At 66.3% G+C, this 14,069-nt stretch carries 8 protein-coding genes and 1 pseudogene; 2 read left to right on the top strand and 7 right to left on the bottom strand.

Going from position 1 to position 14,069, the window contains the following annotated elements:
• Positions 1-4: 4 nt before the first annotated feature.
• Positions 5-2,419: pseudogene (locus tag GGR73_RS18845) on the bottom strand (GH36-type glycosyl hydrolase domain-containing protein); the annotation flags it as partial.
• Positions 2,420-2,421: 2 nt separating this feature from the next.
• The gene (locus GGR73_RS18840) at positions 2,422-3,804 is read right to left on the bottom strand and encodes an MFS transporter (RefSeq protein ID WP_046345094.1); all 1,383 of its coding nucleotides are present in this window, start codon (positions 3,802-3,804) and stop codon (positions 2,422-2,424) included.
• A gap of 158 nt (positions 3,805-3,962) precedes the next feature.
• On the opposite strand from GGR73_RS18840, the gene GGR73_RS18835 reads away from it, so the two are divergent.
• Together GGR73_RS18835 and GGR73_RS18830 are read left to right on the top strand one after the other, a co-directional pair.
• The gene (locus tag GGR73_RS18835) at positions 3,963-4,547 is read left to right on the top strand and encodes a gluconokinase (RefSeq protein WP_046345095.1); all 585 of its coding nucleotides are present in this window, start codon (positions 3,963-3,965) and stop codon (positions 4,545-4,547) included.
• Between the two features lie 568 nt (positions 4,548-5,115).
• Positions 5,116-6,846, top strand: a complete 1,731-nt coding sequence (locus tag GGR73_RS18830) for an outer membrane protein assembly factor BamB family protein (protein WP_166771897.1) — start codon at positions 5,116-5,118, stop codon at positions 6,844-6,846.
• A gap of 90 nt (positions 6,847-6,936) precedes the next feature.
• Here GGR73_RS18830 and GGR73_RS18825 read toward each other — a convergent pair whose 3' ends face one another.
• The 5 genes from GGR73_RS18825 to GGR73_RS18805 form a co-directional block, all read right to left on the bottom strand.
• Complete coding sequence (locus GGR73_RS18825; protein WP_016903869.1) at positions 6,937-7,164, bottom strand: hypothetical protein; 228 nt, start codon at positions 7,162-7,164, stop codon at positions 6,937-6,939.
• Positions 7,145-7,594, bottom strand: a complete 450-nt coding sequence (locus GGR73_RS18820; RefSeq protein WP_164741721.1) for a 3-dehydroquinate dehydratase — start codon at positions 7,592-7,594, stop codon at positions 7,145-7,147. The genes GGR73_RS18825 and GGR73_RS18820 overlap by 20 nt, the downstream gene beginning before the upstream one ends.
• A 10-nt stretch (positions 7,595-7,604) precedes the next feature.
• On the bottom strand, positions 7,605-8,045 hold the full coding sequence (locus GGR73_RS18815; RefSeq protein WP_184458313.1) for a hypothetical protein: 441 nt from the start codon (positions 8,043-8,045) through the stop codon (positions 7,605-7,607).
• 286 nt (positions 8,046-8,331) lie between these two features.
• The gene (locus GGR73_RS18810; protein WP_184458311.1) at positions 8,332-12,192 is read right to left on the bottom strand and encodes a translocation/assembly module TamB domain-containing protein; all 3,861 of its coding nucleotides are present in this window, start codon (positions 12,190-12,192) and stop codon (positions 8,332-8,334) included.
• Positions 12,189-13,970 (bottom strand): autotransporter assembly complex protein TamA, encoded by a 1,782-nt coding sequence (locus tag GGR73_RS18805; protein WP_016903873.1) that lies wholly within the window; start codon positions 13,968-13,970, stop codon positions 12,189-12,191. Before GGR73_RS18805 ends, GGR73_RS18810 begins: the two co-directional genes overlap by 4 nt.
• Positions 13,971-14,069: the final 99 nt, after the last annotated feature.

The raw sequence follows: 14,069 nt of genomic DNA, 5'->3' as shown, positions 1-14,069 counted from the left end.
CCACTCAGCCCGGTAGCCGCACCTGCACCTGGTACGTGCGTCCGGCGACTATGCCGTGCACGCGCTGGTCCGGGCAGGCTTCGCCGTCCACCAGCACCTCGATGTCGCGCCGCCCCGGTTCACGCGTCAGCGTCACCTCGAACTGCGCGCCGCGGAACTGGCGCGTCACCTGGGCCTGCGGCCAGTGCGAGGGCAGCTGCGGGCGGATCGCCAATGCATCGCCTTCGCCGACCAGGCCGAACAGCCCTTCCAGCACGCAGCGATACACCCAGGCCACCGTGCCGGTGTTGAACAGCTGGCTGGAACGCCCGGCCGTGCGCGGGTACTGGTGCCAGGCGCCGCGATAGTAGTTGGGCAGCGATACCGGCAGGTGGCCGCGCTGCAGCACGTCCTCGCGGGTGGGGCCGGGCAGCAGCGCGCGCAGGATCTCCCAGGCGCGGTCGGCTTCGCCGATCTGGTACAGGCTGTACAGGTAGAACGCCGCCGCGTGGTTGTAGACCGCGCCGTTTTCCGCGGCGCCCGGCCACTTCTGCGTCAACCGCCCCACGTCATCGCGCATGTGCGTGTAGGCCGGGGCCAGCATCACCGGCCCGTACGGCGTATGCAGCTGCTCGCGCACCGCCTCCAGCAAGGCCGCGCGCTGCGCGCTGTCGGCGGTGCCGGCCAGCAGCGCAAAGCTCTGCGGATTGAGATAGATGCGTCCCTCCACATCCTCGGCGATGCCGAAGCGCACGCCATCGTCGGTGATGCCGCGCGCATACCAGTTGCCGTCCCACAGCTCGCGGTTGGCATCGGCGTTGATCGCCTGCACGGCCTGCGCAAACGTCTCCGCCTGCGCGCTTCGCCCATGCGCGGCGCAGATGCCCGACCACAGCCGCAATGCATACGCGGTGGCCACGGTGAGCCAGCCGGACACGCCCTTGCCGCGCCAGCCGACCATGTTCATCGGGTCGCACCAATCGCCCTGCGCGATGAAACTCAAGCCACGTGCATCGCGCGCGTCCAGCAGCCACTGCATCGCTGCATCCAGTCGCTCGGCCACGCTGAGCGCCTGTCCATCGTGCGTGCGGACCACCGCATCGAGCACGCTGGCATCGCCGGTTTCGGCCAGATAGGCGCTCAGGAAGATCGGCAACCACACGCAGTGATCGGTATGCGGCACCTGGTTGATGTATTTGAGCTCGGCGCCTTCCACCAGCAGGATGCCGTCCGGCATCGCACCGCTGGGCTCCTGCTGCGAGAGCGCGTGCAACAACGCCGCACGTGCGGTGGCCGGCTGCAGGTAGGCCATGCCCATGTGGTCCTGCAGATAGTTGCGCGTCTGCGGATCGGTGGTCAGGCGATTGACGTCGCCGTGATAGAACACCTGCCGCGGCAGCCAATGGTTGACCAGGTTGTCCAGGGCCGGATCGGGCGTGGCGATCTGCGCGCAACCCCGCCCGCCCTGCAGATACTGCGCGTAGTCGCGCGCGGCGGCGGCAAAGCCGGCTTCGGACAGATAACGCGCACGCAGCGCGGCGATCTCCGCATCGTCCTTGGCCGGCCCGAACGCGAAGCGGTACACGCTTGCCGCATCGGCGTCCAGCGTCAGTCGATACTGCAACGCGGCGGCCGGGTTCTCGTAGTGCGCATCGCTGTTGCCCAGCTGCTCGGCCTGGATGGCCGAGGGCGCATGCAGGCCGCCCTCGCCTTCGAAGGCCATCTGCTGCGCATCCCAGGCCACCGGCGGCTGCTCGTGCAACAGGAAGGTGCAGTCCTTGAAATCGCGCTGACGGAAATAGTCGTCCACCTTCTGGTACGGCGCCACGCTACGGCAGACGATGCCGCCCAGCGCCGGCTCGTAAGCGCCGCCCTGATGCATCCACGACATGTAGCCGATCGGGAAGTAGGGGTACAGGCTGAGCCGGCGCGTACGCCCGGACTGGTTATGCACGCGGCATTCCCACAGCTCCACTGCATCGTCGGTGGGCAACGCCACGCACAGTTCCACCACGATGCCGTCGTGGCGCACCCGCCAGCGCACATCGTGCTTGCCCGCGGAAAACGCGAACTGCTCCGGCGTTGCGCGCACCGGTTCGTGCGGCACCGAATACAACGCACCGCTGTCTTCGTCCTTGAGATAGAAGAAGCGACCGGGATGATGCGCGTAGTACGGCTGCTCGGGCATCATGAAGTTGCGCGCTTCCAGCAGCGGCGCATGCGCGTACTTGGCCGGCTCCGGCTGCATGAACTGCCCGGTGGCGTAACCACGGCAGGTCAGCTGCAGCATCATGCGGCGGTTCCACAGGAACCCGCCCGCGTTCGGCATCGCGGTGGGGCTGTAGAGCGCATAACGCGTGCCGTCGGCGCTGGGCGCCAGCAACGTGGACAGATCGTCGTCGGACGTGGACCTGGAATCGGCGTGGGAGAGTGCAGACACGGTCAGCGGTGCTCCTGTTCGTCGCGCTTGCGCGCGGCCAGTTCGTGTTGGATGCGGCGCAACAGGCCATCATCGAGTGGATAGAAACGCATGGTCCAGGCTGCCAGCAGCGCCACCGCGCCCGGGATCACCGTCAGCAGCAGCACGATGCCGGTCAACGAGGCGGCCGACTGCGCGCTGTTGGCCACATAGCCCATGCCCGCCAGCACCCAGGCGATGCCGGCCGAAGCCAGCGCGCCACCGAGCTTTTGCGAGAAGGTCGCGGCGGCGAAGGTCATCGCGGTGGCGCGCCGGCCGGTGCGCCATTCGGTGTAGTCGGCGCTGTCGGCATACATCGAAAATGCCAGCGGCGACTTCGGCCCCAACGCCAGCCCGATCAGCATGTTCAGCGCGAAGATCGCCCACACCGCATCGGCAGGAATGAAAAACATCAGGCAGCTCAACACGCCCACCACCGCCATCAGCGCGGTCATCAACTGGCGCTTGTCCCAATGCCGTGTCAGCAACGGCGTGATCGCCGCGCCCACTGCCAGCGACACCGAATAGCCACCCAGAAACAGCCCGGTCAGGTCCGGCCGCTGCACGTAGTACTTGAGGTAATACACGCCCGCACCACCGCGCATGACAATGGTGATCATGATGATCAGCGACAGTACGAACAGCACGCACCACGGCTTGTTCTGCAGCAGGTCGGCGATATCCCGGCGGATCGGCGTGCGCTGTTGCGGCGGTGGCTGCACGCGCTCGCGCGTGGTCAGCGCCACGGTCACGAACAACGCCACCGCCACCGCGCCGTACAGCATCATCGTGCGCTGCCAGCCCAGTGCATCGTTGCCGGCACCGAACCAGGCCACCAGATCCAGCGTGCAGTAATTCACCAACGTGGTGCCGGCGAACGCGGCGATGAAGCGCAGGCTGATCAAGCTGGTGCGCTGGCTGCTGTCGGCGGTGATCACGCCGGACAATGCCGAGTACGGAATGCTCACCACCGTGTAGGCCAGCATCATCACCAGGAAGCTGATCGTGGCCCACCACATGCGTCCGTTCTGATCCAGCGCAGGCGTGGTGTAGGCGAGCACGCCGGTCACCGCCATCGGCACGGCGCCCCACAACAGATACGGGCGGAATTTGCCCCAGCGGCTGCGTGTGCGATCGGCCAGTGCACCCATCGCCGGATCGGCGATCGCATCGGCGATCTTGGTCAACAGGATCATCGTGCCCACCGCCGCTGCCGGCAGATGCATGGTGTCGGTGTAGAAGATCAACAGGAAGGCGGAGATGTTGGCCCAGTACAGATTCAGGCCCAGATCGCCGGCGCCGTAGCCCAGTTTTTCGCGCCAGCGCAGGCGCGCCGATGCAGGAGACGTTGCAGGCGATGACGGCATCGGCAGACCTTGGAGTGCGTTGAACCCGGCCGAGCGCGCCGTTACGCTGGGCGGCCCGCTCACCTGGCGAGGAGCGCCGACGCTACACCACGCATCGACTGCCGCCAACGTGAAATCCGGCAAAATGCCGAATCGATCCGGAGATATAACCTGACGTGATGGACACCGCCGCCCCCGCTACACCCGCGTCCGCTTCGCCCCTGGCCATCGTGGTGATGGGCGTTTCCGGCAGCGGCAAGACCACCATCGCGCAGGCCCTGGCAGCGCATTACGGCTACCGTTTTCTGGACGCCGACGACTATCACAGCGTGGCCGCACGCGCGCAGATGGCCGCCGGCCAGCCACTCACCGATGCGATGCGTCTGCCGTGGGTGGAGTTGCTGGCGGCCACCTTGCGCGACTGCGTACAGGCAGGCGAGTCGGTGGTGCTCGCGTTCTCGGGCTTGCGCGGCACGCATCGTCAATTGCTGCGCCGCAGCGGCATTCCGATCCGCTTCGTGTTCCTGCACGCCGCCCCGCACGTGATCGCCGCGCGCCTGAGCGCACGCGCCGGCCACTTCATGCCGGCCAGCCTGCTGGACAGCCAGTTGCAGACCCTGGAATTGCCGTTGGACGAAGCCGATGTGGTGTCGGTGGATGTGGACACCACGGTGGCGGAGGTGGTGCAGGATGCGATCGCGCAGCTGGCGCTGATCGCTCACGCTGCAGTGCACACCGCCGTGCCCTCGCCGCAAAGCGCATAACGCGCCGGATAGCGCAGCTACATGGCTGTTTCCTTCTCCCAGCGGGAGAAGATGCCCCGAAGGGGCGGATGAGGGGACGTGCGAAGCCTCGTGCATTTTGACGACACAGAAGCTTCGCACCGTACCCTCACCCAACCCCTGCTCCGCGACGCGGCCCGCGTTTGCGACGCGGGCGCTCCAAGGCACGCGCGCCGGTGCGCGCAAACCGTGCCTTCTCGCCCCGTAGGAAGAGGGGCTGTGTTCGACACAGTGGCCAACCTCACAAGGTGGCGCAACATTTCCTGGTTACTTTTTGCAGACCATTGATTTGCATGCAAATACGCATGCATCGCAACCAATCATTTTTTCTATCGCAGCGGCCGCCGATCGTGATGAATCATCAGCATTTGTGCGAATAGCGAACACCTTGAACGCAATTTTTTCGAGCTGGTGGCACCAGATGCGAGCGGACCCGACCGTTGAATGAATGCGGGAAGGTGCGTGTGTTGCACGGTCGCCACAATCGGCCATCTTCACTCGGCAGATCCGGGGGGATCCAGCGCTTCCTTCCATCTATGGACATGCCGTGATGACAAATTCAATTCGCCGCTTGCGATTTCGCAGTTTGACGCTCATTCCCTGCCTGCTTGCCAGCGCAGTGGCTTTCGCCCAGGCCGGCTCCGCAACCGCACAACAGTCGGTGTCGTCGCTGGATACCCAGGCTTTTGCACGCTCCGGCCAGATCTGGCGCAGCTTCGGCAATCAGCTGCCGTTCGCCAGCCCCACCAGCTGGACCACCGCCGGCGGCGGCTACTTGAATCAGCGCTTTGCGCCGGGCGAGTGGAAGATCAACCGCACCACCGTCAAAGGCCTCAAGCCGGCCTGGACCCTGACCACCACCGGCGACATCTCGGCCACGCCGAGCGTGGAAGGTGGAACGTTGTATGTGCCCGACTGGGGCGGCACGCTGTATAGCGTCGACACCCAGACCGGCAAACCGAACTGGCAGGCCAAGTTGTCCGACTACACCGGCAATGCCAACTCGGTGACGCGCAACACGCCGGCCATCAGTGCCAACAGCATCATCGTCGGCGACCAGGCCGCCGGCACCGTGCTGGCGATCGACAAGAAGACCGGCAAGCTGCTGTGGAAGACCACCGCCGAAGCCAACCCGCAAGCGCGCATCACCTCCTCGCCGGTGATCTACGGCAACCGCGTGTACGTGCCCGTGTCCTCCGGCGACTGGGGCAACCTGGACCCGACCCACACCTTCAGTTTCCGCGGTAGCGTGGTGGCGCTGGATCTGAACACCGGCAAGAAGGTGTGGCAGTTCTACAACGTGCCCGAGGGCTATACCGGTGCATCGGTGTGGGGCCAGGTGGCGATCGATCCGATCAACCGCCGCCTGTATTTCGGCACCGGCAACAACTACAACATTCCCGCCAGCGTGGGTAACTGCGTGTCCAACGCACGCTCCTACCGCGGCAGTGAACTCACCGTGCAGGACGAACTGGCGTGCATGGCGCCGGACAACTACGTCGACTCGGTGATCTCGCTGAATCTGGACACCGGCAAGCTGGTCTGGGCCGACCGTGCACAAGGCTACGACGCCTGGAACCTGTCGTGCATCGTGGCGCCCACCAATGGCCTGTGCCCGAACACCCAGGCAACCAACCTGACCGGCCCTGATTACGACTTCGGCGGCGCCGGCGTGCAGCTGTTCACCGTGTGGCGCGACGGCAAGGCGCAGCAGCTGGTCGGCGCAGGGCAGAAGAGCGGCATCTACTGGGCCTTCGACGCCAAGACCGGTGCCAAGGTCTGGTCGACCCAGGTCGGCCCCGGCGGCACCACCGGCGGCGTCGAGTGGGGCACTGCGTTCGATCCGTACAAGTCGCAGGTCTATGTGGCCATCAACAACAGCACCAACGCCACCTATACGCTGGGGCCTGCGAATACCCAGAGTCACAACGGCGGCTCGTGGGCAGCGCTGGACGCCGCCACCGGCAGGATCAAGTGGCAGGTCAAGGTGCCCGGCATCAACCGCGTGAATCCGAACGTGCCGGCCGGCGGCCAGGGCTCGCTGACGGTGTCGCCGAACCTGCTCTACGCCGGTTCGATGGCCGGCAATATGGTCGCCCTCGACGCCGACACCGGCGCCACGCTGTGGAACCACGACGCCACCGGCTCGGTGATCAGCTCGCCGGCCATCGTGGACGGTGCGCTGTACTGGGGCGCCGGCTACGGCCGCTTCAACTTCGGCACTGCCGCAACGGCCAACCAGCTGACCAAGTTCGTGCCGGAGGCCAGCCCGGCCAAGTAAGCGTCAACCCCTGTGATCTGCGTCGAGCGACGCACAAGCACGGCAGAACGACGGCGCCACCTTCGGGTGGCGTCGTTGTGTGTCACGCCGCTACAGCCGCGTGACTTGGCACAAGCGGATCTGCCCTGCTTCCAGCCCATGCGCCTCCGCCGCACGGCGGCGCAACGCGGTGACCAGCCCGGCGGCATCCAGCACGCCATCGGCAGGCACGTCCACGCTATGGGCCAGTTGCCCCCACAGCACCGGCCGACCGTCGCAATAGCCCTCGTAGTCGGCGAAATAATGCAGTTGGCGCAGCTCAGGTACCGACGTGGACATCGCCCTGGATCTCCGTGCAGCCCAGATGTTCCAACGCGATTTCCAGCCCGAGCAGATAGCTCTGCGCGCAGTAACCGCGCACCGTCGCAATGCGCTGCCCGAAACCCTCCGGCAGGCAACGCTCCGGACGGTCCACGCTATCGTCGTGAGCCTCCACGAACGGGTACGGCAACGCGCTGAGTACACGATGCAGGCGCGCACTGTCCACGCAGCTGCCCGGATCGATCAACGCGATTTCCATCCGCGCCTGCCCGGCCACACGCAAGGCATCCAGCAACTCCTGCTCGGATCCGCACGCACGCAACGCCACCGTCTTGCCCGCATCCCCCGCGCATGCCACCAATTGCCGGATGACGGCACGCGGCAACGGCTGCGGACCACGCACCAGCGGCATCGCCGCCTCCGGCCCACGCACGATCATGATCGACATATCAGCCTCCTCAGGCAGCAGCGCGCAACGGCGCGTGCAAGGACGGCAGACAGCGCGCGGCAATGCCCAACGACATCGCATAGGCGCGCGATGCATCGTGCGGCGTAATCACCACCGCAAGCGGTGCATGCTGCGGATGCAGCCATGGCTCCAGTTCCTGGTCGGCATCGGTATGCAGTTCGATGTAAGGCGTGGGTAGCGCATCCAATGCTGCGCGCAAGGCTTTCGCATGCACATGCGCATGCGCATGCGCGGACGGCGAAAGATCGCCTGAGTCCAACAACACCAGCTCCACCTCGACATCGCCAGCAGCGGCCTGCAACCCAGCGATCAAGCTATCGACATCCGCACACGCCAGCCTGCGCAACGCGCGTCCCGCACACTCGGGCAGCTGCAGCGGCGCCATCTGCGCCGGATCGGCCTGCGGACCTTGCAAAATCAGGATACACATCGTGTTCGACTCAACGCACCACAGTGCGGGAGTGCCAAGGTAGGCCTGCGGGGCATAAAGGGGCTATTTGCACCCTGGCGTGCGGGCATAAAGAGTGCGTAATGCCTGCACGATGCCGGGCGTGCCCTGCCCCGCAACGTCGCGCGCCGGTTCTAGATCACCGCAGCGCTCGACGTAGCCGTGCCTTACGCACGGCCGATCATCCTGGACATCCGCATTGCGTCATGTCCTGACCTGACGCAATGCAACACCACACACCGTCGATGCGCCGATGCACGGCGGGCGGCTACTTCTCCCGCCGCCAGTTCACCGAGCCCTTGGTCTCCACCGTGCTGGATTCGGCTTCGATATCGAAGCCGCGACTGAGCAAGTATTTCAGCGTCAGGACCGAGCCGCTGCCGACCATCGAGACGCCGTAGCCGACGTAGAGTTTCGGCGAGAGATACTTGCCGAAGCCCACCACCGAGCCGACGGTGCTGGATTCGCTCACCCCCGCTTCGTCCAGGCCGAGCTTGGCGCCGATCTGCGAGGCGATCAGGCTGCTGCCGGCCGACAGGGCGGCCGAAGCGGCGCTGACCTGCTGGGTTTCGTCGCTGCTGGCGGTGGACAGGCCACGGCCGAGCACCAGGTAAGACAGCGCTTCGGATTGCGACATCGCCGGCTCGGACCACACATCGGCGCGCGGCGATTCGGCACGGCCGCTGACGTCGATGCCGGCGGTGACATCGCCGACCTTGCGCTCGGCGCGCAGGCTCACGCGCGGGTCGGAGACGATGTTGTTGTTCCAGGTCAGCTGGCCGCGGCTGATGGTCAGGTCCTGGCCGTAGGCCTTGTAGCGGCCGCGCACGTCCAGCCCGCCGTTGGCAGTCATCTCGCGGCCCGGGCGGGCGCGGATCTGCATCTGCCCGCTCAGCCCGCCCTTCAAGCCGAAGCCGCTCATGTTGACCTTGTCGCCAAGCACGATGGCCAGATCCATATCCAGCGGCGAGGCGGGCGCTTCTTCCGGATCCACCGGGTCCAGCACCACCACGTCCTCGGATACCGAGGTGCCGCGATCCAGGCGTTCCAGGTCGATGTCGGCTTCGGGCACGGTGACCTTGCCACGCAGTTGCATGGTGTTGTCGGTGATGCCGAACTGCATGTCAGGGTTGGCGATGATGCGCAACTCGCTGGTGTTGTAGGCCAGCACGTTTTCGCCGCGGATATTCAGCAGCAACGGCGTGCTGGTGCCGAACCACGACAGCCCGCCATCGATGTTGAGCGTGCCCTGCCCCGACTTGGCAGAAGCAGTGATCTTGGCCGAGCCATCCGGTAGCGCGTCGAAGCGGCCCTTGCCCTCGCTCAGGGTCAAACCCATCGACGGATATTCGGCAGTGAAATCGCTCAGGGTGGCATCGCCGCCCAGCAGCGGCTTGTCGCGAGTACCGCGCAGGCTCACATGACCTTCGACCAGACCCTTGGGCCGCACCACATCGGCCACCACCAGCTCCAGCCAGTACAGCCGCGACATGTTGAGATACAGCTCGCCGTTGAGCGGCGCGTACGCATCCCAGCCGGTGTTGAACTTGGCATCGACAAAGCCGGCGCCCTGGAAGCCGATACCGAGCTTGGCCTGGATCTGCTGCGGGGTGAAATCGGCCTGCACGCTGAATTGGTCGTAGCGCAGCAACTCGCCGCGATTGGGGTTGCCGGCCACTGCGGCGTAGCGGGTTTCACCCAGGCGAATGCCGCCCTCGGGCGAGGCGATGCGGAACGAGCCTTCCCAGGCATTGCCGCGCGGCTTGAAGCTGCCGTCCAGCGACAAATCGCCACGCAGATAGATCTGCCGCCCTTCCTGCTTGGGCAGCCACGGTTGCACCAGCGACAGCGGCAGTGCATCGCCGTGCACCACCATGCCCTCGCGCGGCCAGTTGGCGCTGGCGCACAGCGCGCCGCCGGTGGCCGCGCCCAGGCAGGTGTCTGACAGCGTAAACGCGGCGCCATCGGTGCTGAACTGCGCCGGCTGGCGCAACGCCCAGGCATCGCCCTTGGCCGGTGCGATCCGCAGCGTGGCGACTTGGCCCTGCCAACGCTCGCCATTGCGACGGACATCGCCCTGCAGCGCGACGTTGGCCATGCTGTTGGCGATATCCGCATCCAGGCGCAGCGCTTCCACCGCACCGCGTGCCTGCACGCGCACGCTGTCCAGCACCACGCCGGCTTCGATCGCCGTGCCCTGCAAGGCCAGCTGCCCGTCGCTGCCGCGCCACGGCAAACGCCCGCGCAAGCTGATGCTCTGCGCGCTGTAGTCGTTCCAGCGCAAGCCGTTGCCGACGAGGTCGGCAGTGATGTCGGGCGCATCGCGACGGCCGCTGACCTGCAGCTGCCCGCGCATCGTGCCGGTGGCGCCGGGCAAGACATCGTCCAGCTGCAGCGGCTGCAGTTGCGCGGCGATATCCAGCTGGTCGCCGACCTTGCCCATGGCAGTGATGCGGCTATTGCCCAGCGACAGCTGCAATTGGCCCTCGCCCTGTTCACCACGCAGGGCGAACTTGCCGTTGGCCGACAGCGCGCGTTGACGCAGCTGGCCGGTCAGGCTCGGGATATCGGCCGTGGCCTCGAAGCCCGGCGACACGCCACCGGCCGGTGCCGGCAACTGGCGGCCCTTGGAGGCGACCTTGCCGGAGAGATTGCCGTTCCAGCCCGGCGCGAAGTAGCCCGGATCGAACTTGGCCAGTTGGGCAGTGACATCCCACTGCAGCTCCGGGGTCCAGCCCACCTCACCGGTGAGATCCAGCGAGCCGCCCGGGGTCTTGGCCTGCACCTGCTTGAGCTGCGCACGTTGATCGTTGCCGCGGCTGTCGAACACCAGCGCGGCCTGCTGCCCGTCGCGCTCCAGCGTGGCGCGGCCGATCGCCGCCCACGCCTTCAGGTTACCGGCCACGCCCAGGCGCGCATCGACCAATTCCACCGGCACCACCGGCGCATCGGGGGTGGCCGGGTCCGGCGTCGGGGTGAAGCGCAGGCCGCTGGCATTGACCGCAAAACGAAAGCTCGGATTCTGCGTGTCGCGGAAATCGGCAGTCCCACGCAACTGCGCGCGGCCTTCGAAGGCATCGATCACCAATGGTTCGACGGTGATGACCTGGTCCAGCAGGCTGATGTGCGAGGGCTGCAAGGTGGCGCTCAACTCGCCCTGCTTGACGCTGCCTTGCAGGTCGGCGTTGCCGCCCTTGCCGGAGGCCTGCAGGTTCAGCGCGATCGGTGTGGCCGGGGCGGCGTACTCCCCATTGGTGGCCGGCGTCAGCAGCGAGGTATCCAGCGCGTCGGTGACGGCCTTGAAGGCCCAGGTCGGATCGTCACGCCCGGTGAACACCAGGCTGGCCTGCAGCGGTGCCGGCGCGCGGCCGGCGATGGCCACTTCCATCTTGTCCAGATCGCCGCGTGCGACCAGCCCCAGGCTGGCCGGGGTGCGCCCACGTGCGGCCGGCAGCACCGCGGTGGCGGTCAGGTCGGCGCGGTAATCGTCGTTGGGCACGTAGTCGCCGTGCAGGCGGAAGTCGCCCATGTCGGTATCGACCACCAGATTGCGCGTGCGCAATTCGCCGGTGGCCACTTCCAGCCCGCCCTGCACCTTGTGCAGGACGATCATCGGCTGCTGCAGCTGGGTGATGCGCAGATTTTCCACGGCGATCTTGTCGGCCTGGATCGCCAGCGGCACGTTGATCTGCGGCAGCGATTCGGGCCAGCTCGGCAGCGTGAACGGCTCCTCGCTCTTGCCCAGATTCAGGCTGGCATTGCTGACCTGCACCGCATCCAGTTGCAGCTTGCGCCCGAGCAACGGGCGCAGGTCCGGTTCCAGGTACACACGCTCGGCGGTGAAGTGGATGTCCTGATAACGGAAATCGACATCGCGCAAGGTCAGTGGGCCGGCCACTGGGCCTTCGACCTTGCTATAGGTAAAGGTGGCACCGACCGGCAGGCGCGCGGTCACCTGCGCCAGCAACACGTCGCGCCCGGCCACGGTCTGCAGCAGCCAGTACACCGCGATCAGCGCCAGCAACACCAGGCCCAGCAAGGTCAGCCCCGAGCCCACCCAGAAGCGGCGGCGGCGGTAGAAACGCGCGCGGCGCGGTGCGGGGGGTGGCGTAGGGGTCGGCGTACTCACAGGTTGGCCCCGATATCGATATAGAGCTGGAACTGCGAGTCGGGGTCGTTCAGGCCATGCGCGATGTCCACGCGCACCGGGCCCACCGGCGAGCGCCAGCGCAGGCCGAAGCCGATACCGGTGTGCCAGTCGGGCGTGTCGTCAAAGGCGCTGCCGCTATCGACGAACACCGCGCCGCCCCAGGGGCCGCCCTTGAGGTAATGCTCGTATTCGGCACTGGCGGTGACCACGTTCTTGGCACCGAGCGCGAATTCGTCCGGCTTGGGCGTGCGCGGGCCCACTTCGCGGAAGGCATAGCCGCGGATGCTGTTGGCGCCGCCGGCAAAGAAGCGCAGGCTCGGCGGCATCGCCACCAGATCACTGGTCCAGGTGGTGCCGCCTTCGCCGCGCAGGATCACCCGGCCGTTGTCGCCGGCTCCCAGGAACCAGCGCAGCTGGCCGTAGAGCTGGCCGAAGTTGGTATCCGAGCCGGCGCCTTCTGCACCGCCGCGGATGAATGCCTGCCCGGATACGCCGCTGCGCGGGAACAGGCGGTCGTCGACATTGACGTAATTGACCTGCAACTGCGGATAGATCAGCGTGGAGGTCTCGTAGACCGCATCGGTGAAATCGCTGCCGCTGCTGAACCGCCAGCGCTCGCGCAGGGCGTTGATCGAGGCGATCGCACTCCAGCGCTCGTTGATCTGGCCGCTGCGGCTGCCGGTGAGTTTGACGTTGCGCAGGTCGATGTATTCGGTCTGCTCGTCATAGAGCCGAGCCGACGCGGTGTACCAGCCATCCAGCCAGCGGAACGCCGGCACGCGGTAGCTGGTGGTCAGGCTCTTGCGGTTCTGCGCGTAATCCAGCTGCGTGTCCATCTTGTGGCCGCGCGAATTGACGTAGCGGCGCTCCACGCCGCCACGCACACCGGCACCGCTCTCGCTGCCGTAGCTCAAGCCGGAGGTGTAGACGGTGCGCTTGGCGCGGGTGAGCTTCACATCCACCGGCACCCGGCCCTGGTCGTCGGCTTCTTCGGGCTTGGGCTGGATGTCGATGGTGCTGAAGTAATCCAGCTTGGTCAGCGACTCGCGCAGGCGATCCAGCTTGCCTTCGTGGTAGTAGCTGCCCTCGTCCCAATACACCAGCGGCTCGAACAGGCCGGGACGGAAATAGTCGTAGTCGAAGCGCACCTTGCCCATGTCGTAGCGGCGGCCGCTGTCCCAGTTCAGATCGATATCGGCGGCGTGCTCGGCGCGCGTCACCGCGACGCGGCGCTGGGTGAAGTCGGCATCGAAGTAACCGCGCTCGGCCAGCCGGCGGGTGATGCGCACCTTGCTCGCTTCGTACTGCGGATGGCTGAAGACCTGGCCTTCGCGCGGTTCGAACTGCTTGAGATCCTGGCCCAGGTAACGGTCCTGCTCGGCCCAGCCGGTGATGGAGATATGCGACTGCCGCACGCGTACCGGTTCGCCGCGCTCCACGGTGATCACCACGGTCACCTTGTCGCCGGTGCGCGGCGCAGCCAGCTCGATGGTCGGCGAGTAATAGCCGAACGGTTCCAGTGCCTCGCGCGTCTGCCGTTCGGCCTGCGCCAGCAGGTACTCCAGCCGCGACTCGCCCTGCTCCTTGCCGACGGCCTCATACAGAGACAGGGAGACCTCGATGTTCTCGATCATCTCGGCGTCGGCGTCGTCGTCCAAGCCCTTGATTTCGATCTTGTCGATGGTCGCCCGGGCAACCGCTTGCAGCGGAACGAACAGGGTGCACAGCAGGGAGAGAGCAAACGCGGCTTTAAGCATCGGCAAAGGATACCCAGCCTGGGCGTGAAGGGACAAAAAAACTGAAGAAACACGCCTATACGGCATCGGATAGAACTCGGTACAGTCGGTACGTTGTTA

It is taken from the genome of Xanthomonas sp. F14 (assembly GCF_014199865.1).
Note: the sequence above shows the minus strand (reverse complement) of the source record. Positions and strands in the feature narration are given on the sequence as shown.